This window comes from Colwellia sp. BRX8-5 (assembly GCF_014077325.1).
In the GTDB taxonomy this organism is placed as follows: Bacteria; Pseudomonadota; Gammaproteobacteria; order Enterobacterales; family Alteromonadaceae; genus Colwellia_A.
Genome location: NZ_JACGVR010000005.1, coordinates 127,790 through 146,409, shown reverse-complemented (window position 1 = coordinate 146,409; position 18,620 = coordinate 127,790). Strand labels below are relative to the sequence as shown.

The following is an 18,620-nucleotide window of genomic DNA, read 5'->3' as shown; positions in this document are numbered from 1 at the left end:
GCTAACACCAACTCACTTTATATCAAGCCTGATATATTTATTTGAATATTTACATTTGTTTATCAAGCCGTACTGAGCCATTTTCCAAATAAATGAGGCGGATAGCGTCATTACGTTGAAAAATCATTCTTGAGTCTAAGTATTGTATGACCATAAACTCCTTACCCTGGTCAGTTTTTATCATTAATTCAACTAAATGAAGCGTCTTACGGTGGTATTGTGGGTTTTTATTATTGGCCATAGAACCGCCTAATAAAGCACCAAGGACAGTAGCAACATCTCGGCCACTACCACTACCAAATTGATTGCCAACCGCACCACCAATAAGCGCACCACCAAAAACTTTCCAGCCTTTGTCTTTATCTTCGATAAGTTCTACTTCAGTAATATTTCTAACCGATTGTACTTTTCCAAAGAGAACTTTTTCGACAGGTACGGCTTTGTTTCTGTCATATTGCGCATTCACTATTGGACTTAATAAAATCGTTAATAGGCACAAACAAGAAAATAGCTTTGTTTTCATGATCTCCCCCTAAATATTTAATATCAGCTCTTACCAACCCACTGATGCTTTAACTTTAGTTTTGCGAATTTCAGTTTCGTCAGCCCATTCAACTAAGCCACTTTCTAAATCCATTAAACGTAGTGTAAATTTATAATAGACATCAGACTTGTCTTTGTTAGATTTTACAATACTTGATAAGTTCCCATAAAGCATATACTCAGCGCCAACTTGCTTACCAAATTGCACAGCTTTATTGGTGTCAACCATACCACTGTCTTGTTGAAATTTTATTTGTTCACGAGCCGCTTCTACTCGCGCCATATCAACAAAGCGAAACTTGCCTGAACGTAGTAACTTTGTGGAAATTGAATCAGTAATTGATTCAGTATCAATATGTTCGCTGGTTTTATTTTTTAGGCGCTCAACGAACATGATCGGACGTTTATTTTGCGTTAACGTACCTACAACTGGCGACAATAATAGCGAGTCAGTCATTTCTCCAGCAACTTTTTGTAAGTCAGTAGAGCCAAAGTTAATATCGGTCGTCTCAACCGCTGTCGCATCACCGTAGCGAACAACTGACTTTTGTGCACAACCCGCCACAAGGGTAATAGCTAAACCAACAGTAGTAGCAATCATTAATTTTTTCATAAGTACTTCCTTAATATATAACGTAATAAATTTTAATATTTAATATCTATAAGCTTTTTCTGGGATTTCTCTCACGTAAACAGTGAACGAAGCAACCTGTTCATTCGGTGCGAGTCCACTTAAGCTTGTTGACTGAAAACCATGTAATTCAAGTGGCTTCCAGGGTGTTTTTCGTGATTCAATCACAAATCCTTGCGCATCAAACCAGTTAAAGTGGTATTGCAATTTCAATGACTTTTTATAGGTACTGTTAAGCTGTAGATTTATTTCTAGTAAACCATTGGTTTTTCTTGATTTTACATCAATAATTTTTAGCTGTTGTGCTAATTTAGGGTTATGGACCTCTAAATGCTTCGAAAACTCATCACCTTGTGTCATCGCACTGGTACCGATACCCGAGGTTATTGGCGCAGCGCAACCCAGAAAAAATATTGAGCTGAACACGGTAATAGCTGAAATTCTTATAAAATAATGCATATTTTTATCCTTACAAATTTATAGTTTGATAACCGGTAAAGTTACCCAGAGCGGTAAAATTAATGAGCGTCGTTCTATTTTCTGCTACGTCAATGTCAACGAGCTGCTTTTTACCTGCATATGAAATCGTCAATTTTTTCTGACCTACCGCAACATTATCCAACCTCATTATTTGCACATTATCGGGCAAACTTGACCAACTGCGAGTATCGGCTTTTTCTGAAGCAATATTATAAAGGCTGGCTAAAATATTACCGACATCACCACCCGACTTGCTCAAATTCTGACGTATCTGCTCTTTGGCGACTAAACGTATCGCTTGTCTTGTTACCAAACCCGGCAATTTTTCTTTTAAGTCTTTGCTTGCTAAAGACTGAAGCCTGACAATTTCTTGCGAAAGGTAACTTTTTTCATCAATACTGATACTCAAAGGTATTAATGCCGGTAAGCGCCCTCGATAAACAGGTAAAGCAAAAGTGAAAAATTTAAAATCTGAGCGAGTATTAAAGATAGGTAAATTTAAACTTGCCTCTTCTTTTGCACTAACAATTCCTTGTTCAAAAATAACAACTATTTGACCTGTGTTTATTTTATTTTGCCCTTGATATCGACCAAACCTTTGCTCAAAGCGGGCAAGTTCTTCATTCATATTTAGCTTATTAGCTAATCGCAAGACATCTTGTTGCACAAACGTATTATTGGGATATATTTCTAGTGCTCGCTTATAGTCAATATAGGCATCATCAAACTTTTTAGCTGTTTCATACAATAAACCCGAAAGATAAAAAGTATAAGCATTTTGAAAACTGTTTTTTAGATCACCAATTAAGTTATCCATTGATGGGAAGTTCTCATATAATTTATTACTGTTGATGCCTTTTTCGGCCATTTCTTCTTCAGCTTTGTAGAGTTCAGCTTGATTAGTTTTTAATGCACGTTCTTGCACTAAATTAGCTCTGCGCACTTCAACCAAAGCGCCCTCTAAACTGCCTTGATATAAATAATTTAGCGCTTGATAAGAATGCAACATACCTTGCTCGTATGAAGGTATTTCATAGCCAATAGCATTGTCATTAGTCACCACCGCACTGACTTTTTTCAAGCCACTGCTTATTTGTATTTTCGCTGCTTGCTCTTCAGCCTGAACTTGTTGGTAGGCTAATTCAAAACTTTTTTGACTCGCCAGCCAATCATGAGAAAGAAACTGTAAACGGGCTTTTTCTAGTTGGCTCAAGGCATAATTATTATGCTGGCGATTAACCGAGATAACTGATGTTGTCGCAACAACGAAATCACCTCTTAACTGAGCTGAACGAGATTCTTGCATCTGTTGACTGTAACCAAAAAACAAATCACTCATGCCTATAGATGTACAGCCAACAAGCGTCGCTACTGAAAACATAAGACAAAATTTTATTAATAACTGTTTACACATAAAATTTTCAAGTAACCCTTAATGATGAAGACATTATAACACTTTACTAGCTAAGCCTGCGCTTGATTCGCTAGATGTAAAATTAATACGAAACAGCCTAATAGGCAATACAATAATTGTGAGTAAATTGTAAGAATTTTGTAATGTTCTGAGAGTGTTAACCGTTAGCAAAGCTTGATTGCCCTATTATTGACATATTTGGTCAGTACTTTGCCCTAATACCGCCCCCGCTAACGCTCAATGCTTTGCTTTAATATCATCTACTACTTACACAAAAGAGCAAGTGATGTTTACTTCTAGAAAAAACCGACAATTTATAGATTACCAAGACTCATACTATTACCGACAACAGAATAAAAAACGTCGAAATAAATGGTTAAAGTTATCACTGCTAGTGTTTCTTATCCTATTGTCTTCTTTGGCTTTAGTGCGTTATGCGCAAAGTAGTGAAATGGCTTTGACTGAAAATACAGCCAATAATAATACGCTTATTTATGGTCCACAATTATTATTTGATCACCCAAATCCAGCAAAGCAAGCCAATTTACCCCTTGATATTCAGACCAATGTTGAGATTAATGGTTTAATTGCTTATGTAGAAATAAAACAAACCTTCGTTAATCCTCATGCGATTGCTTTAGAAGGAACCTATCAATTTCCCTTACCTGAAGATGCTGCAATAAAACGGTTAATGATAAAGGTTGGCGATAATGAGATAGTTGGCGAGATAATGGCAAAAAACACCGCTAAGGTTGTATATCAACAAGCGAAAAGCCAAGGAAGAAAAGCGAGCTTACTCGAGCAACAACAAGCTAATTTGTTTATCAATAAAATTGCTAATATTCCACCACAAGCAAGCGTTATTGTTACGCTAACTTTTATGATGCCAGTCTCTTTTTCACAGGGTAATTTTGATCTACGATTACCACTAGCAATGACTCAAAGGTACCAACCCAAATTATCCCAGCCATTATCTGAAAATCCACAAGTAGCAAAAGCTTCTGAGCTTACAGAGCAACGAATAGCGTACTCTGCAGATAAATTACCTGCACAGCTGCAAGCATCAACCACAAAAGCGCCTAGCCACTTACCTTCAATGGCCAGCAGTCAATCATCTATTAATATTTCCTTAAATTCGGGTATTGCGATTACTGCGATTAGTAGTGCTAGTCATAAAATAGTGATGCGCGCGTTAAACTCCCATCAAAATGCTTACTTTATTACCTTAAATCAGGCCGAAATGGTCGCTCATAAAAGTTTCGTTCTAAGCTGGCGATTATTAGCCAGTGAGCAAGCTAAAATTAGCAGTTTTACTGAACAAGTAGCAGATGAATATTATACGCTGCTGACCTTTTTCCCGCCAAAGACAGACCTTGCACAAGTGATCGCACGAGATATCATTTTTATCATTGATACCTCAGGTTCTATGCAAGGTTCGGCTATGGAACAAGCAAAAGCGAGTCTCTCGTTAGCTATATTACAACTTAACGATAAAGACAGTTTTAATATTATCGCTTTCAATGACACTACCGAATTACTCTTTTCCGGCACCAAAATGGCTGCAGGTCATCATATTAAAAAAGCGCAACAATTTATTAGTCACTTAATGGCCGATGGTGGCACTGAAATGTACCGTCCCTTGAGTAACGCTTTGATGATGAAAAAAAGTGCTGTGCAAGCAGCGCAGGCTATTCGCCAAATAGTTTTTATTACCGACGGAGCTGTCGCTAACGAATTTGAACTTATGCAACTGCTTGAAAATGCCCAAGGTGATTTTCGTTTATACACCGTTGGCATAGGCGCTGCGCCCAATGGTTACTTTATGAAGAAAGCCGCTCAATTTGGTAGGGGTCGCTATGTTTTTATTCAAAGCCAAAGTGATGTTCAACAAAAGATGAGCGACTTTATGACTAAAATAAGTCAACCCGCAATCACTAATATCGACTTAATCATCGACAGCCGAGTTCATCAACACCTCGAGGTTTATCCTAAAAGCATCCCTGATTTATATTTCGACGAGCCCTTGCAAATAGCGATAAAATCTCAGTTTCCTATCACGAGTTTGCAATTAACAGGTGATACCGTCAGTGCGCCCTGGCACCAAGAATTAATTATTGATAGCGAGCAATCTTCAACCGGTATTTCATCCCTTTGGGCGCGTAGAAAAATAGAAAGCTTACTCGATAGCTTAGTCAGCGGAGCAGATAAAGCTAAGGTGAAGTTTCAGGTTATTACTACCTCACTCAAGCATCAAATCATATCGCCCTATACCAGTTTTATAGCCTTAGAGAAACAGCAAAAAGACGGATTATTACTCGCTAAGAATACCGTTTTTCAAGCCCATGAAAGTTTAATGGTCGCTATGCCTAAAACAGCATTAGGGTGGAAATTACAATTTCTGCTTGGCATGGCACTCTTGTTATTGGTAACTATGAGCGAGGCTATTATATTGCGGGGTTATCAGTGTATTAAATTAAGGGGTGGTCAACCTTGAAAAAATTAATTAAAACATCCTTATTGATCATCGGTAGCTTGCTGTGTTTACAAGCCAGTTGGTTGCCTACTAAAGCTTGGTTATCTCAGCAATTAATTAATTATAGCTGGCATCAGACACTGGCTTTACAGCAAAGAATAAAACCTTGGCCATGGGCTGATACCTACCCTATTGCCGAGCTTTCATTTAAACGCTTAGCAAAGTCTCTGGTGATACTTAATGGCGGCGACCCAACCACACTCGCTTTTTCAGCCGGCGCTATTGCTCCTTTCAACCAGGTCAGCCGTGCTCAACCTTTTGTGGTTGCTGGCCATAGAGATAGCCACTTTTCATTTTTAGACGAGGTAGATATGAAGGATATTATTTCATTAACTGACCGATATGGTCAAAGCCAGCTTTATCAAGTTGAAGCGATTAACATTGTTGACGCTTCAACAGGTCAAATGCCCCTGCTAGCTGATGACTCATCATTAATATTAATCACTTGCTACCCTTTTAATAACTCGAGCAGTAATAGCAATGAAAGGTATGTGATAACCGCAAAGTTACTTTAAGGGGATAAGTGGTTACGGGTCATTAAGCCAATAACCCTATTATTACGGTATTTAACCTTATAAAATCTATCAAGAAGTACCGACGGCTATTTAAAGTTTATCCCGTTAACATTAATTGCCTGAGGGGGTTGGTAAAATGATTATCTAAGCTATAGTTTAAAATATGATGAATGAAATTATAAAATTTATGAAAGGACTAAAGAAAAATTTAGCTTTTGGCTTAGTATTGTTATTGGTATTTTACTGCGGCCAAGTATCTGCAACTAAGATCAGCATTCTTACTGAACATTTGGCTCCTTTTCAAATTGTCACGACCAATGCAATAGAAGGCTTGTCAACAGAAATAGTCGAAGCGACGTTAGCACAAGCTCAGTATGAATACGCCATCAGTGCTCACCCATGGGCGTTGTCTTATAGAAGAGCACAGCATGGAAAAAACACCTGTATATATTCACTTGCTCGTATCCCAGAGCGTGAGCCTTTGTTTAAGTGGGTTGGACATATTGCTTCAAGTACCATCTCTCTTTATTCCCTTAATAATAGTCAGATAACTATCTCTGCTATAGAAGAAGCTAAAAAATATAACATTGCGGTGATACGTGATGATGTTACCCACCATTTTTTATTATCAAAAAAATTTATTGAAAACCAAAACCTTTATGTGGTTGACAATTATGATGCCTTATTAAAATTATTAGACCTATCTAGTCGCCATATTGATTTAGTTGTTCTCAATGATGATTTACTTAGAAATAGAGTAAAAGACTTGGGAGAAACAACAAAATATAAAAATGTATTTCAGTTCAAGGCGTTAACACTAAACTTTCATTTTGCTTGCAGTTTAAACACAGAGCAAGTCATTGTAGATAACCTTATTAATGCAATGATGCTACTTGAGCAACGTGGTGTATTGTTAACTATCAGGAAGAAGTGGCAAAAAAACATGGTGAGTTTAATTAATTAAATACACATTCCAGTAAAATTGGTGGTTAGCTGTGTGCTATTAACACTATTCTCGTATACGTTTAATCGCAAGTTGAACAGTTATCTTTTCATAATAAGAGAGCCGTAATGAAACAACGTAATAAAAATATGCTAGTAAAATTTATTACCTTGATGACGTTAATAGGCAATGTTTTTCCACTTTCCGGGCAAACACTCCAGATTGAAACAATCAATGTCGCTCCCTTTGGCTTTATTGGGGACAATAGTAAGCCAACTGGAATGATGTTCGAAATAAGTAATAGAATTGCCGAAGTAGCAGGGCTTAACTATACCAATAAGATAATTCCTTATGCTCGTACTATTATTCACCTGAAACAAGGCAAATCAGATTTTGTGCTACGTTTCAATAATGATCAGTTGCCCGTGGTCTCCATCCCATTAGTCTCAGTGATCACTATGCCAATTATTATCCTGTCTAGGGCGGGAACTCACTATCGAAGCCTAAAGGATCTCCATGGAAAAACAGTGGGAGTGGTGCGAGGCGGTGAATTTGATGTCAATTTTGATAATGATACCGCCATTAATAAAGTTGAAGTCAATAATTACACACAAATGCTAAAACTGTTAATCAGTGGTCGAATTGACGGCTGTATTGGTACCAATGTTGGATTATATTACAACGCTAAGCAACTTGGCATAAAACCTGAGGTATTGAATTCACCATTACAACTAAGTTTCAAAGATTTTGTACTTCATTTTTCTAAAAAGAAGATAAATACCCAGACAATGAAAATATTAAAAAAATCAGTAGAAAAGCTTAAAAGTAATGGGGAGATCCAGACAATCGTCAACAAATACATCGGCGATTTCAAATAGCGGCTTTCATCAAGCCATTAATCAATTTTTGTTAATCGCTTGAAATCGAGAGCGGCGTTAAATATTGACGATATTGAATTTTTATATTTTAGAAAAAACTAATAGCCGATTATTCGCGGGCATTGGATGATCGTCAATTAACTCAAGTCCTGCTCCCGTTGCCAATAATAAGACTGCCTCAATATCTCTAATACCGCTATCCTTATCTCTTTCTTTAAGCCACACATCGAAGTCTGCGTTACTCTCACTAGAGAACTGCCCTTGATAGTTAAAAGGTCCGTATATACAAATACTTGCTGAAGATGATAAGTTTTGCGCAAGCCCCTCAAAAAACTTAACCACTAATGGCCAGCTAATGATATGCAGTGTATTAGCGGTATATACGCCATCAAGGGGGGCATTTTGATTAAGCTTAGGCCAAGTTCTATTTAGATCAACGACGACCGGCCTTTTTACATTCAACCACTTGCTTTCATCGAGCCAGGCATTAATACCCTGATGGTTTATTAGTAAATCACTGGTTTGCCAGGTTAGATGGGGTAAATTTGGACCAAAAAAGGCCGCGTGCTGCCCTGTTCCTGAGCCAATTTCAAGGACATGCTTAGCACTTGCAAACACTTTCGTTAAAACATTCAAAATAGGTGATTTATTGTTTTCACATGCTTGGGAAAAAGGTTTATTCATTATTTTTCTTAAGTTGATTCATTGGTAGCTAACGTTTTGAAAGGTAACGCCTGCTGGCATTGCTGCTGGTACGTTAGCATATGCTGTTGCTCTTGATGACAAAAATTTTTAATTGCTGCCTTAAAAGCTGGGTGTTTTATCCAGTGGTAAGAGTAGGTTAATGTTGGTTCAAAGCCCCGTTGAATTTTGTGTTCACCTTGAGTACCCGGGTTAAAAACTTGCAAGTTGTGTTCAATACAAAACTCGATACCTCGATAATAACAAAGCTCAAAATGTAAATTATTATAATGTTTAGTACAGCCCCAATATCGCCCATATAAGTGAGTATCATCATAAAAAAAGAGCGCACAGGCGATGTCTTCTTGCTGATGACTGGCGATGATCAATAAAATATTATCAGTCATACTAAGCACTATTTGCTTAAAAAAATCATAGCTCAAGTGTGGTTGATGACCCCGCTTTAAATAAGTTAATTGATAAGTTAGATAGAAAAAATCAAGTTCTTGTCGGCTAATTTCGCTATTTTTCAGTTGACGAATTTTAATCTCTTGTTGAGTAATAGACAGCCTTTCTTTGCGAGTGTTTTTTCTTTTGCGCGAAGTAAACGTACCTAGAAAGTCGTCAAAGGTTTTATAATCACGATTAAACCAGTGAAATTGCACCGTATTACGTTGATAAATATCCGCTGGTAAAACTGTTTTTATTTCATCACAGTATAATATATGCCAACTATTAATATTTTCTTGCTGGCAATGTTCAATGAGCGGTGCAAACAACTCATTTATTTGGAATTTTTCTGAAAGTAATTTATTACTGGTTACGGGGGTAAAGGGAATAGTTGCGACTAATTTAGGGTAATAATTTATCTCATTGCGTTGATAAGCCTCGGCCCAATCCCAATCAAAAACATACTCCCCCCAAGAGTGGCTTTTCAAGTACATCGGCATAACGCCTGTGACATCACCGTTTGTTGATGTCACTAAATGATGAGCTTGCCAACCTTGTTTAACACTAACTGAGTCACTTTTTTCAAGCGCGCTAAAAAACTCATAAGCAAGAAAAGGGCTAGGTGAATTATTTAACGCCTGCCAATCAATAGCACTTATTTTGTCAATATGATTAAGAAAATTAATATTTATATCAGCATTCAATCGCGTTTTACTCAACAGCCAATGGCTGTTTATCTAGCAATAGTGACTTAATTTTACTGTCAAAATAGCATTATTAAAGGATGTTGCGTCAATGATAGCGCTATTTTTTCTCGAAATGTATCACTAAGCCATATTTTTAAGTTATCAGGGGTGGCAAAATAAAAAATAGCCAACAATAAAAAGAGTTCTAATACTAAGTAACGCAGCCTGATATTTCGCTGAAATATATAGAGTATCTAGTACTAGAATTTATTTAACAGCACTTATACAATACATCTTTATAGTAAATAAAGGTGAATTTCCGGTGTCTGAGAAAGTGATAAACTTCGAGTTTGAAAAGCACAATAAAAACAGTATTCGATATAAAGAAGTACCTGAGAATGGAATGCCCCCCGTTTTAGGGTCTATCTATGTGCAAAAATGGTTTGCCGGTGACAATAAAAACATTGAAATAACCATTAAAACAAAAGATTAAACAACTAAAGTCCGCTCCCTACTCTATCGCGCATATAGGCGGTGCTGTATTAAGGCAACGTGCAGTTGAGGTTGAGGTTTAAAATATTTAAGATGAGGAGTGCCAGCAACGGCCATGATCAATCCTGAAGTATTGACCTTATCAGCTTAAAGAAAAAAAGGTTGAGAAGACTGTTTAAGTGTACCTAAGATGCGCAGTTTTGTGCCATGGTACAGTGACATCAGATTCCGATATTATCACTGACAAGGTATTGAACAACAAAAAGAATTAGCCAGTTTTTCAGCATGAATTTGAACGGTTTAACTTTTATTGACAAAGTAAAGTCGACAACAGACTTTGTCAGTGAAAATAAATGGTATAAACAGATAATTGGTGAAAACGTTAACAACTAATTATGCTCTTTACTGGCTTTAAGTTGACTATCAATAGTGGCTAGATAAATAAAAATAAAGCTTTATACTGCCTATAATGATGAAATTTATAAAAATAATACCTTTACTTTTCCTTTACTCATTAAGTGCATTAGCACAATCGAGCGCAAAGCCAGATTTGGCGTTATTGGAAAAGGGCAAAATAATTCTAACCGTAGCTACGGAAAATATTGGTTACTACCCATTTTACTATCCAGAAAATGGTGAAATAAAAGGTTTTTCGGTTGAGGTTCTTAATTATATTGAAGCGCATTCAAACTATGATTTTGAGTTTATTATTCTCCCTTGGCCAAGGGCCGTTCACTTGGTTGCAGAAGGCAGGATCGATTTAATACTGACCTTATTTAAAACACCGAAGCGCGAACAAATGTATCATTTTATTGAGCCTTCTTATGCTAATGAAATTAATCAATTATTCACTTTAAAAGATAATAATTTTGAGTTTGATGGAAAATTAAAACAACTAACACCCTACTCTGTCGGCACTATTAGAGAATATTCCTACGGCGAATATTTTGATGGTGCCAGCTACCTAAATAAATTGCCCGCATTAACAGAAGAAGTACTTTTAAAACTGTTGCTCGGCAAACAAATAGACATGTTAATCAGTAACCCATTAGTGTTTAATCAATTAATTTTAAAAGAAAAGGTTGGCGCCCAGGTTAAGGCGATAGAGCCACATATATCAATGACTCCTGTCTATATGGCGCTAACTAAGAAGAGAAAAGACTCGCTAGCAATAAATACCACACTTGGGCAACTCACTGAGCAGTTAAAAGCGTCTCCTTACTATCAAGAATTACTCAATAAATATCAGTTGAATTTTAAATAATAGAGTTAAATTAAAGACACTGCGGGTTTAGCTTACTAACACCATTACTTTTCAGCAGATTAAGCTGATATTATCGGTTTATAATTTGCTATTACTTAGTTAAAAATCCTACTATCATTCAATGATAGTCTCAATCATAATTACGGAGTCTACAATGTCTACAGATACCTATGTACCACCAAAGATATGGGAATGGAATAAAGAGTCTGGTGGTAAATTTGCCAGTATTAATCGCCCTATTGCAGGAGAAACGCATCAAGGCGACTTGCCCGTAGGTAAGCACCCTTTCCAGCTATACTCGCTGGCTACCCCTAACGGTGTCAAAATTACCATTTTATTAGAAGAGCTATTAGCGTTAAATATAGCTGAAGCCGAATACGATGCGCACTTGATTGATATAATGGCCGGTGATCAATTTAGCTCAGGCTTTGTTGATATCAATCCCAACTCTAAAATACCGGCTTTAGTTGATAATAGTGGCGATAATAAACTGCCCATTTTTGAATCTGGCGCGATACTTCTGCATTTGGCTGAGAAGTTTGCTGTATTCATACCCAAAGAGCCGTTACTTAAAGCACAATGCTTATCATGGCTATTTTGGCAAGTGGGTAGTGGCCCTTATTTAGGCGGTGGGTTTGGTCATTTTTTTGCTTACGCACCCGAAAAATTTGAATATCCAATAGAACGTTTCACTATGGAAGTTAAACGACAACTCGATGTACTCGACCGTCATTTAGCCAATAATAAATATATGTGTGGCGAGCAATACACTATTGCAGATATCGCTATATGGCCATGGTATGGAGCATTAGTACAAAATAAAGTCTATGAAGCTGCAGAGTTTTTACAAACGCAATCCTATAAAAACTTATTGCGATGGACAGAAGAAGTTGGCAATCGAGCAGCTGTTAAGCGTGGTTTAATGGTCAATCGTACTTGGGGAGAGTTAGAAGAACAATTACATGAACGACATGATGCCAGTGATTTTGAACTTAAAACTCAAGACAAGCTAGTCGATTCTCAATAATCAACTCGGGTCTTTAGCCTGATAGTTGTGCTGCCAAAATTTTTTACCCGCAGGCTCATTGACTAATGAGCCATGACCAACTTTGGCGATAACAGGAGCAAAAAATTTAAAAGACAAAAATATCATGACTCACTGCTTATTCCTTAGCAGGAGTCTTGATTTATTATCGGATTTATTTAATGTAGATTCGAATATACTAGGTGTTTAATTCGTATTTATCGAAGTATTAAGGCTAACTTATACGCTGAATTTAGCCTTAATAACTTATACTAACAAGCAGATAAACCGCATAAGAAAACGTTAAATTTAACATTAAAATTAATGTTTTCATTGGGGTAAACGGACACTGCAATTCAAAATTATATGTAAGAAGTCAATAAATTATGATTCTGGCTTAATTATCTCGTTAGCCTGCGTACTTTTCTTTTTTATTAACCAGTACGTTACTCCAAGAGAAATAGTCACCAAAGCAAGACCAACAATTTGATCTGCAGAAACAAGTTTAAGATCTAACACAATAACTTTACGGGCAACTGCCATCAATGCTGTGGCAACAACCAATTCTACCGGGATAACGTTTGAGCCAAGGTACAAACGAATATTGATAAAGATTTCAACCGCGATTAACACCACCATAAAAGCGCCAAAAGTTTGTAAAATATCATCAATATCTAAAAGAAAATAAGGCGGCATCGATAGTTTCAAATAGAGTACATAAACCACATCAGCGATACTCCAATAGATCACTAATACCATTAACAAGGCCAGTATTCTTATCGCAAATCGAATCGAGCGATGCAGTACCTTTAACAATGGATCTGAATGATTTTCAGGTAATTCTTCGTGTCTCATGGATCTTCCTATATGAAAAGCAGGGTAAATATATCGATATATCTATGTTCATAAAGCCATAACGTTATGATCATAGAAAATATCAATATTGAAAATACGGCTCGAAACTAGCAAATATTCGCTATCATAGCCCGCCCAAGGTCAATATAAGCGTTAACATCTTCATTCATCCCCTTGGTTTTAATATGATCAGCAAAACCAAGTCGCGCCGTCATAGCTAGCCAAAATATGGCACTAATTAAGCCAGCAATACGCCACAAATTAGTCTTAGCCCACTTAAGCGCCAACGTAATAGAGAGGACATAGATAACAAAACCCGCAAGTTTAGATGATGCCCAACCATTAACGAAAGGATACAAATTAAGCGGGTTAACGATCACCAAATAAATAAAAGTAACAGCAAATAACGTATATAAAATATGTGGTCCAATTTTTAACAGTTTGTTGTTAGCTTTTTCAGACCCTTTCATCATTAACACAAAGTTAATGAGAAAAAGAACAAAAGTAAGTGTAATTATGGTTATGTGTAGATGCTTAATTATCATGTACATGTGGTTGTTCCCTAAAAATTCATTATTTATTTAATACTTAGGCTGTCAGTATATCGTTTATTTACCTAAGCAACTGCTATCTTTTATATTATTTTAATAAGTTCAGCCAAGATAAGCTGAGCATATTCATTGCACAAGTTTCTCTGTTGATAAGTTTTTGTGTCATGCAAGCATTTAGTCAAGCTTACTGTGCTTTTTTTCTAGATAAGTTAGCGAGGCTTCTAAAGCTTCATAGCGCAATGAATAGATATTATCATTGGCGACTAAATCCAATACATTACACTTTTCGAGCTGTTGATGTGTTTGCTTATTTGGGCATAATAAAAAAACTTCACATTGACCATCTTGAGCATCTTTTACTGCGTTTTCTAGCGCAAGTCCTACCGTTTCATCAATCATAGGGACATCCGTTAAATCGAGGATCATGACCTCAAAATCTGCAACACTGGTATGCTGACGAGAAATAGCTTTTGATACACTAAAAATCATCGGCCCTGATAAGTAAAAAAATAACACCTTACCATTCGCTTTATCGAGTAAGCCGCGTTCAAGCACAGTTAATGGCACATCATTGCCATCAGCATCACTAATTGCTTTAACCTTTCTGGCTTGCTCTCGACTTAAACGCTCAATAACAATGATATTAGAAATGAAGACACCAAGACCTACAGCGACAATTAAATCAACAAAAATAGTTAATAACATAACACCATACATAATGGCCATGCCCTGAACACTGACTTTATGAGCACGTTGAATAAAGCTCCAGTCAAGGATATTAAAACCTACATAAACGGCAATCCCCGCTAACACAGCCATGGGGATAGGCTCAGTTAGACCTGCAGCCACTAACACCACTAATGCAAGTACCAAGGCGCGAATGATACCTGACACAGGTGAGCGTGCACCCACTTGAATATTAGTCACGGTACCCATAGTTGCGCCAGCGCCTGGTAAAGCACCGAACAAGCCAGAGATCATATTAGCGATACCTTGTCCGCGTAACTCCCTGTCGGGATCATGTTCTTTTCGTGTTAATGAATCACCAATCACAGCAGTCAATAAGGTATCAATGCAGCCAAGTGTGCCCAGGACCAAAGCATCTATCACCATAGTAGTAAAGATGTCGACGTTGAAATGAGGAATAACTAAAGAAGGTAAACCTGCCGGTATCTCACCAATTCTGCGGATGTCATCGCTGTTGAAAAAAATTAAAGAAAGTACAGTAACAACAACTAATGCGACCAGTTGAGCCGGAACATATTTGCGGTAATGTTTAGGTAAGTAAAATAAAATACCTAAAGTAAGTGCCCCTAAAAATAATTCACTGAACTTAATATTTACGAGTATATTAGGCAGTGCTGATAAGCTTCCCGTAACGCCACCAGAAGGTGTCTGATGCCCTAATAACGGAGCTAACTGCAAGATAATTAAAATAACACCTATGCCTGACATAAAGCCAGAAATAACACTATAAGGCATTAACGTAATATATTTTCCAAGCTTTAGTGTGCCAAGCAACATCTGAAATGCACCGGCCATCATCACAATAGTAAATGAAATTGCCATGCCTGTTTCTGGATATTTTGCCATCATGCTGGTTAATATGGCTGTCATAATAACGGTCATTGGACCGGTAGGCTCTGATATCAAACTAGATGAACCACCAAACAATGCGGCAAAAAATCCAACCATTATCGCGCCCCAAAGCCCAGCTTCAGCGCCAGCTCCTGACGCAACACCAAAAGCAAGTGCTAAAGGCAAAGAAATAATTGCGGTAGTTACACCACCAAACATATCTCCTTTGAGATTGAACTCTTTAAAACGATTTCCAAACACCGCGCAAATCCTTACTAAAAAAGATGATCAGGCCAGATAACATTTTATCTGACCCGTAAACAGAAAAACATAGAACCTAACGAATATGATTCAACTTAAGAACGCACTCAAAATTATCCATTTGTTGAACAAGATTTACTCGGTCTTTATCGAAAAAATTAACATGACCCAATTTTCGTTGCGGTTTTACTGATTTGTTGTACCAATGCAATGTTGATAAAGCTGAAAGCGAAGTCATTGGTGGTTTTTCATTACCGATTAAATTAATCATACCCGCTGTGCCAAGCGACTCTGTGCTACCTAGCACTAAGCCAGCAACCGCTCTTATATGATTTTCAAATTGGCAGGTTATACTCCCTGCTTGTGTCCAATGTCCACTATTGTGAACACGAGGTGCTAATTCATTGATCATTAATTCACCATCAACGACAAAGCACTCCATCGCCAGAACACCAACATAGTCGAGGGCATTTAATACGCTTTCCATATACGTTTGAGCTTTAAGCGCTAGCGTATTATTTTGATCTACAGCGGGTGCAATAGATTGCAGCAAAATACCATTTTTATGGGTATTCTCTGTTAAAGCATAGTGTTCGATATTGCCATTTTTTGAACGAACCGAGACGAGAGATATTTCTCGTTCGAACTTTATCCAAGCTTCAATAATATAATCTTCGATGTTTAAACGGTCAAAGTATTCAATATCTGCCAAGGTTTTTAGAACCCATTGGTTTTTACCATCGTAGCCATCACTACAAGATTTAACCACCATAGGTAGCTGTAAGACTTTCAATGCTTCACTAGCTGGCAACGAATAAGCAAAGGGTGAAGTTGGTATTGATAATTTTTCTAATAATTGCTTTTCTCGATAACGATGCTGACAGGCAGAAATTGCTTCAATGTTTGGCAAAACATCACAATATGCTTGCAGAGCTTTAAGCAATTCTATATCTACTTGTTCTTTTTCTACGGTAATTACATCAGGCTTTCCAAGGAGGTTATAGAGCTTATGAATATTTTGCTCTTCCCGCCAACTTTTAGTCAGTGTAACCACTCGACCTAAACCGTCAACACAATCAGTTACTTGCTGGAGATTATCATTAATAAAGCTGAATTTTATCCCTAGTGGCAGTCCTGCAAGTGCCAACATACGAGAAAGTTGTCCACAACCTACAATGGCTATGCGCATTATTCTACCTCCCATGAGACACTTTCACTTTGCTGTGAACGCCATATTTGTAGCTTGCCTTGCAGTACCGTATCATTAATGGCAAGGATTTGTGAGGCCATTAACCCCGCATTAAATGCGCCTGCTTCGCCAATACCTTGGGTGGCAACTGCAACGCCTTTAGGCATTTGTACGATAGATAATAGACTGTCCATTCCTTTGAGTGCTTTGCTCATTACCGGCACACCAATAACAGGTAACCAAGTTAATGCGGCAGCCATACCGGGTAAATGTGCGGCGCCACCAGCACCCGCTATAATCACGCTGTACTCTTTATCGGCATTCTCGGCAAAGTCATATAAACGTTTAGGGGTACGATGGGCTGAAACAACCATAGCTTTATACTCTATGCCCAGTGCTTCAAGAACTGTAACCGCATTTTTCATCACTGGCCAATCTGACTGTGATCCCATGATAATCGCGACTTTAATTTTTTTCATTGTAAATGGCCTTATTTTTAATGGTTAAGCGCTGGCTTGAGTTAAACATCAATCCGCTAATTAAATATTCTGATAGTGATATTATGACAAAAAAGATAAATAGATAAAAATTGATATTACCTATAGTATAAATAGATAAAAATCTATTTGATGGGGTGTAATTATGAAATCGAGGCTTCATGCTCATGTTGGCACAATCAGACAGCTGGAAATATTATTGTCAGTTCATGATAAAGGTAGTATTAAAGAAGCGTCAAAAGCACTTTTTCTAACGCAACCAACGGTATCAATACAAATGAAAAAGCTTGCAGAGGCAATGGGAGCTCCTCTATATAACTATACCAATAGACAAATATTATTTACGGATATAGGCCTAGAGTTAGTAAAAACCGCGGTAGAGGTACTTGATAGTTTTTCACGACTTGATATGGCGATAGGCAATATTAAAGGTTTTAAGTCTGGCACCTTAAGGTTGGCTGTTGTCACCACTTCTAAATATTTTATTCCCCATTTGTTGGGACCTTTTTTAGAAAAATATCCAGATATAGATATACAGTTAAATATTGGTAATCGACAACAAACCATTGATCGCCTAAAGCAAGGTATTGACGACTTCTATGTGTTTAGTCATCCGCCATCTGATATTGAAACTGAGTCGATTGAATTTTTAACCAATCCGCTGGTAGCCATAGCACATCAAGACCACCCCATTGCTAAAAAGAAAAACCTCACTTTAAAAGATTTAAGCAAGGAACCTTTCATTATGCGTGAAAAAGGTTCAGGTACAAGGTATGCCATTGAGGAATTTTTAAAGCATCATAACACTAAGCTAAATGTAAAAATGACCATTGAAAGTAATGAAGCAATTAAACATCTGGTGATGTCAAAGCTTGGCATCTCAATATTGTCAGCGCATACCTTAATGTATGGTGGACAAAGTGGACTAGTGCGTTTACCAATAAGTGAACTGCCAATAAATGCTCATTGGTTTTTTGTTTGGTCTAAATCAAAACGTCAAACCTTATTAGCGGCTGAATTTCTTGCTCATATTGAAACTAATGGCCGTTCATTATTACAAAAAGAAATGATATCAAACGATATTTTATCTCGCTAAATCACTGTTAAGTTAACCTGCTTAATAAAGTAGGTTAAATGATGGGCTAATTAAATCAA

General features: G+C 37.2%; 20 protein-coding genes. 8 read left to right on the top strand and 12 right to left on the bottom strand.

Going from position 1 to position 18,620, the window contains the following annotated elements:
• Positions 1-49: 49 nt before the first annotated feature.
• Genes H4J62_RS05515 through H4J62_RS05500 form a run of 4 tightly spaced genes read right to left on the bottom strand, consistent with a single transcriptional unit; the run spans position 50 to position 3,035 of the window.
• Positions 50-523: a glycine zipper 2TM domain-containing protein gene (locus H4J62_RS05515; RefSeq protein WP_182214311.1), complete on the bottom strand. Its 474-nt coding sequence runs from the start codon at positions 521-523 to the stop codon at positions 50-52.
• Between the two features lie 30 nt (positions 524-553).
• The gene (gene lpoB / locus H4J62_RS05510) at positions 554-1,156 is read right to left on the bottom strand and encodes a penicillin-binding protein activator LpoB (protein WP_070376678.1); all 603 of its coding nucleotides are present in this window, start codon (positions 1,154-1,156) and stop codon (positions 554-556) included.
• 39 nt (positions 1,157-1,195) lie between these two features.
• Positions 1,196-1,633: a YcfL family protein gene (locus H4J62_RS05505; RefSeq protein ID WP_182203657.1), complete on the bottom strand. Its 438-nt coding sequence runs from the start codon at positions 1,631-1,633 to the stop codon at positions 1,196-1,198.
• A gap of 10 nt (positions 1,634-1,643) precedes the next feature.
• On the bottom strand, positions 1,644-3,035 hold the full coding sequence (locus H4J62_RS05500; protein WP_220470062.1) for a COG3014 family protein: 1,392 nt from the start codon (positions 3,033-3,035) through the stop codon (positions 1,644-1,646).
• Positions 3,036-3,354: 319 nt separating this feature from the next.
• Between H4J62_RS05500 and H4J62_RS05495 the strand changes: the two genes are divergently transcribed.
• From H4J62_RS05495 to H4J62_RS05480, 4 genes are all read left to right on the top strand, one after another.
• On the top strand, positions 3,355-5,562 hold the full coding sequence (locus tag H4J62_RS05495; protein WP_182214309.1) for a marine proteobacterial sortase target protein: 2,208 nt from the start codon (positions 3,355-3,357) through the stop codon (positions 5,560-5,562).
• Complete coding sequence (locus tag H4J62_RS05490) at positions 5,559-6,116, top strand: class GN sortase (protein ID WP_182214307.1); 558 nt, start codon at positions 5,559-5,561, stop codon at positions 6,114-6,116. The genes H4J62_RS05495 and H4J62_RS05490 overlap by 4 nt, the downstream gene beginning before the upstream one ends.
• A 163-nt stretch (positions 6,117-6,279) precedes the next feature.
• Entirely contained in the window at positions 6,280-7,080 is an 801-nt protein-coding gene (locus H4J62_RS05485) for an ABC transporter substrate-binding protein (protein WP_182214305.1), read from the top strand.
• Between the two features lie 107 nt (positions 7,081-7,187).
• Positions 7,188-7,937 carry an ABC transporter substrate-binding protein gene (locus tag H4J62_RS05480; RefSeq protein ID WP_182214303.1) on the top strand — a complete coding sequence of 250 codons (750 nt, stop codon included), beginning with the start codon at positions 7,188-7,190 and terminating at the stop codon, positions 7,935-7,937.
• Between the two features lie 81 nt (positions 7,938-8,018).
• Here H4J62_RS05480 and H4J62_RS05475 read toward each other — a convergent pair whose 3' ends face one another.
• Positions 8,019-8,621 (bottom strand): DUF938 domain-containing protein, encoded by a 603-nt coding sequence (locus H4J62_RS05475; protein WP_182214302.1) that lies wholly within the window; start codon positions 8,619-8,621, stop codon positions 8,019-8,021.
• Between the two features lie 8 nt (positions 8,622-8,629).
• A complete protein-coding gene (locus tag H4J62_RS05470; protein WP_182214300.1) occupies positions 8,630-9,772 on the bottom strand; it encodes a GNAT family N-acetyltransferase in 1,143 nt (380 codons plus the stop codon).
• A gap of 304 nt (positions 9,773-10,076) precedes the next feature.
• Here H4J62_RS05470 and H4J62_RS05465 point away from each other — a divergent pair, with 304 nt between their 5' ends.
• The 3 genes from H4J62_RS05465 to yghU all read left to right on the top strand — a co-directional run bounded on the left by H4J62_RS05465 (position 10,077) and on the right by yghU (position 12,537).
• Positions 10,077-10,247, top strand: a complete 171-nt coding sequence (locus tag H4J62_RS05465) for a hypothetical protein (RefSeq protein WP_182214298.1) — start codon at positions 10,077-10,079, stop codon at positions 10,245-10,247.
• A gap of 468 nt (positions 10,248-10,715) precedes the next feature.
• Complete coding sequence (locus H4J62_RS05460; RefSeq protein WP_182214296.1) at positions 10,716-11,510, top strand: ABC transporter substrate-binding protein; 795 nt, start codon at positions 10,716-10,718, stop codon at positions 11,508-11,510.
• A gap of 154 nt (positions 11,511-11,664) precedes the next feature.
• A complete protein-coding gene (yghU, locus tag H4J62_RS05455; RefSeq protein ID WP_182214294.1) occupies positions 11,665-12,537 on the top strand; it encodes a glutathione-dependent disulfide-bond oxidoreductase in 873 nt (290 codons plus the stop codon).
• Here yghU and H4J62_RS20345 read toward each other — a convergent pair whose 3' ends face one another.
• The 6 genes from H4J62_RS20345 to purE form a co-directional block, all read right to left on the bottom strand.
• Positions 12,538-12,663, bottom strand: a complete 126-nt coding sequence (locus H4J62_RS20345; RefSeq protein ID WP_259364629.1) for a hypothetical protein — start codon at positions 12,661-12,663, stop codon at positions 12,538-12,540.
• A 255-nt stretch (positions 12,664-12,918) separates the two neighbouring features.
• The gene (locus tag H4J62_RS05450; protein ID WP_182170271.1) at positions 12,919-13,389 is read right to left on the bottom strand and encodes a phosphate-starvation-inducible PsiE family protein; all 471 of its coding nucleotides are present in this window, start codon (positions 13,387-13,389) and stop codon (positions 12,919-12,921) included.
• 107 nt (positions 13,390-13,496) lie between these two features.
• Positions 13,497-13,940, bottom strand: coding sequence for a SirB2 family protein (locus H4J62_RS05445; protein WP_182214292.1), 444 nt, complete (start codon positions 13,938-13,940; stop codon positions 13,497-13,499).
• A gap of 174 nt (positions 13,941-14,114) precedes the next feature.
• Positions 14,115-15,737, bottom strand: a complete 1,623-nt coding sequence (locus tag H4J62_RS05440) for a SulP family inorganic anion transporter (protein ID WP_220470064.1) — start codon at positions 15,735-15,737, stop codon at positions 14,115-14,117.
• Between the two features lie 118 nt (positions 15,738-15,855).
• Positions 15,856-16,968: a 5-(carboxyamino)imidazole ribonucleotide synthase gene (locus tag H4J62_RS05435; protein WP_182214289.1), complete on the bottom strand. Its 1,113-nt coding sequence runs from the start codon at positions 16,966-16,968 to the stop codon at positions 15,856-15,858.
• Complete coding sequence (purE, locus tag H4J62_RS05430; protein WP_182170260.1) at positions 16,968-17,447, bottom strand: 5-(carboxyamino)imidazole ribonucleotide mutase; 480 nt, start codon at positions 17,445-17,447, stop codon at positions 16,968-16,970. Before purE ends, H4J62_RS05435 begins: the two co-directional genes overlap by 1 nt.
• Positions 17,448-17,610: 163 nt before the next feature.
• Between purE and H4J62_RS05425 the strand changes: the two genes are divergently transcribed.
• Complete coding sequence (locus H4J62_RS05425) at positions 17,611-18,561, top strand: LysR family transcriptional regulator (protein ID WP_182214287.1); 951 nt, start codon at positions 17,611-17,613, stop codon at positions 18,559-18,561.
• Positions 18,562-18,620: the final 59 nt, after the last annotated feature.

Excerpts from the sequence above, each read along its gene's own strand:
- H4J62_RS05500 (WP_220470062.1), bottom strand. The coding sequence starts at position 3,035 with ATGTTTTCAGTAGCGACGCTTGTTGGCTGTACATCTATAGGCATGAGT.
- H4J62_RS05460 (WP_182214296.1), top strand. The coding sequence starts at position 10,716 with ATGATGAAATTTATAAAAATAATACCTTTACTTTTCCTTTACTCATTA.
- H4J62_RS05445 (WP_182214292.1), bottom strand. The coding sequence starts at position 13,940 with ATGTACATGATAATTAAGCATCTACACATAACCATAATTACACTTACT.
- H4J62_RS05425 (WP_182214287.1), top strand. The coding sequence starts at position 17,611 with ATGAAATCGAGGCTTCATGCTCATGTTGGCACAATCAGACAGCTGGAA.
- H4J62_RS05450 (WP_182170271.1), bottom strand. The coding sequence starts at position 13,389 with ATGAGACACGAAGAATTACCTGAAAATCATTCAGATCCATTGTTAAAG.
- H4J62_RS05495 (WP_182214309.1), top strand. The coding sequence starts at position 3,355 with ATGTTTACTTCTAGAAAAAACCGACAATTTATAGATTACCAAGACTCA.
- yghU (WP_182214294.1), top strand. The coding sequence starts at position 11,665 with ATGTCTACAGATACCTATGTACCACCAAAGATATGGGAATGGAATAAA.
- H4J62_RS05475 (WP_182214302.1), bottom strand. The coding sequence starts at position 8,621 with ATGAATAAACCTTTTTCCCAAGCATGTGAAAACAATAAATCACCTATT.
- H4J62_RS05485 (WP_182214305.1), top strand. The coding sequence starts at position 6,280 with ATGATGAATGAAATTATAAAATTTATGAAAGGACTAAAGAAAAATTTA.
- H4J62_RS05480 (WP_182214303.1), top strand. The coding sequence starts at position 7,188 with ATGAAACAACGTAATAAAAATATGCTAGTAAAATTTATTACCTTGATG.
- lpoB (WP_070376678.1), bottom strand. The coding sequence starts at position 1,156 with ATGAAAAAATTAATGATTGCTACTACTGTTGGTTTAGCTATTACCCTT.
- H4J62_RS05440 (WP_220470064.1), bottom strand. The coding sequence starts at position 15,737 with ATGTTTGGTGGTGTAACTACCGCAATTATTTCTTTGCCTTTAGCACTT.
- purE (WP_182170260.1), bottom strand. The coding sequence starts at position 17,447 with ATGAAAAAAATTAAAGTCGCGATTATCATGGGATCACAGTCAGATTGG.
- H4J62_RS20345 (WP_259364629.1), bottom strand. The coding sequence starts at position 12,663 with ATGATATTTTTGTCTTTTAAATTTTTTGCTCCTGTTATCGCCAAAGTT.
- H4J62_RS05515 (WP_182214311.1), bottom strand. The coding sequence starts at position 523 with ATGAAAACAAAGCTATTTTCTTGTTTGTGCCTATTAACGATTTTATTA.
- H4J62_RS05435 (WP_182214289.1), bottom strand. The coding sequence starts at position 16,968 with ATGCGCATAGCCATTGTAGGTTGTGGACAACTTTCTCGTATGTTGGCA.
- H4J62_RS05505 (WP_182203657.1), bottom strand. The coding sequence starts at position 1,633 with ATGCATTATTTTATAAGAATTTCAGCTATTACCGTGTTCAGCTCAATA.